This is a genomic window from Photobacterium sp. BZF1, assembly GCF_014349205.1.
In the GTDB taxonomy this organism is placed as follows: domain Bacteria; phylum Pseudomonadota; class Gammaproteobacteria; order Enterobacterales; family Vibrionaceae; genus Photobacterium.
This window is the reverse complement of the sequence record NZ_JACSOF010000294.1, coordinates 1-1700: the sequence shown is the minus strand read 5'-3', so window position 1 is coordinate 1700 and position 1700 is coordinate 1. Positions and strand designations below refer to the sequence as shown.

Below are 1700 nucleotides of genomic sequence, written 5' to 3'. Positions count from 1 at the left end.
GAAGGCATCGTTTGATGTCACAGACGGATCTTCGAAGTTCTCCGGCTGTTGCAAAACTGGATCTGGTAGACGGCTAACATAAGCGTCACCAGCAATAAGTAGAAGAGGCAGACGGTTAGTGTGAGCGATACCGGCAGCGGTAACCATGTTGGTTGCGCCAGGGCCGATAGAGCTAGTTGCAATACCGATACGGCGACGCTGGTTAGCCTTAGCATACGCAATGGCCGCTGTTGCCATCGACTGTTCGTTCTGACCGCGCCAGGTTGGGATCTTATCTTCAATATTCTTTAGCTGCTGGCCAAAACACGTCACGTTACCGTGACCGAAAATCGCAAAGGCCGTACCGAAAAGTTGTTCTTTCTTTCCATCAATTTCAATCATTTGTGCTGCAAGGTACTTAGCAAGCGCTTCAGCAACAGTCAGGCGTACAGTATTCATTGTCTTCCTCGATAATCAGTACCCGATGGGGTATCCCTACCCCGGCCCACCTCCCAAATGGCGCAGCCGGGGATACTTTAGGGGGTAATCACCCCCAGGGGTTCTTTGTTACAGGCCGTACTTGTTCGCGTAGCCAGTGATGTTCTCGTAGGCTGTTTTAGCGAAAGTTAGTGGGTGTGCTTTAGCAGGGTCTTGCTCTGCTTCAACCAGTAGCCAGCCTTTGTAGTCGCGCTCTTTCAGTGCAGCGAAAACGTCGTCGTAGTCAACGTCGCCAGTACCAGGAACGGTGAATACACCATCAAGTACTGCGTTAAGGAATGATTTGTCTGCATCACGAGCGGCATTCATCACTTCTAGACGTAGGTCTTTAAAGTGCATGTGGCCGATGCGGTGGCCCCAGCGCTTGATCATGGTGACAGGGTTACCGCCGCCGTATGTGATGTGGCCTGTATCCAGTGTTAGGTGAACAGCATCGCCAGTCAGCTCCATCATGATGTTGATGTCATCTTCTGTTTCACAGATGGTGCCCACGTGGTGGTGGAAAGAAAGCTTGATGTCGTGCTCGTTAAGTAGGTACTCAGCAACTGTTGTTAGCTTTTCACAGTATGCTTTCCACTCATCCATAGTCAGGATAACGCGCTGAGAAAGTGGTGTGTTGATATCACCGTGAACCGTGTTGCTCACTTCACCAAATACCATTGCTTTACAGCCAGCAGCTTTAAGCAGCTTGATGTGCTCTTGCATTGCTGCGATTTCTTCTTCAGCGGTTAGCGTCATCAAGTTACCGCTGTACCAGCCTGAAGCCAGAACTAGGCCGTGCTTTTCTAGAAGAGGGATAAGAACTTCTGGCTCACGTGGGTATTTAGTACCTAGCTCAGTACCGGTAAAGCCCGCTTCTGCCATTTCACTCAAACATGTTTCCAATGGGATCTCGCCGCCCAGTTCAGGCATATCATCGTTAGTCCAAGTTAGTGGGCTGATTCCGTATTGCACATTGCTCATGTTTGTTCTCCAACAATAACTTAATAAAAATATTTAACGTGATGAGATAGCTTTTTTGTTCTTCGGGTTATGTCTTTCTCACATAAGGTAAAGAACTTCTCTCTCTTCACCAGTTCGCTTAACTTGGAAATTACTATAACCAAAAAAATCAAAATGAAAAATATTTTTCGAAGATTGAAAAGGATTTCATTTTTTTGGAAAAATCGGAAAAAACCCAGTCACCACGCGGCCTGAGACGATTTTTTGAGCAAGATCACAAA

The 1700-nt window shown here is 47.3% G+C and carries 2 protein-coding genes; both read right to left on the bottom strand.

The genetic code is table 11. From position 1 onward, the window contains the following. On the bottom strand, positions 1-438 hold a 438-nt coding region (locus tag BIZ37_RS30065), incomplete at its 3' end, for a thiamine pyrophosphate-binding protein (RefSeq protein WP_255526970.1). Positions 439-546: 108 nt separating this feature from the next. Then, on the bottom strand, positions 547-1440 hold the full coding sequence (iolE, locus tag BIZ37_RS30060; protein WP_187464663.1) for a myo-inosose-2 dehydratase: 894 nt from the start codon (positions 1438-1440) through the stop codon (positions 547-549). Positions 1441-1700: the final 260 nt, after the last annotated feature.

Bases quoted from the DNA above. Each gene is read 5' to 3' on its own strand.
- iolE (WP_187464663.1), bottom strand. From the start codon at position 1,440: ATGAGCAATGTGCAATACGGAATCAGCCCACTAACTTGGACTAACGAT.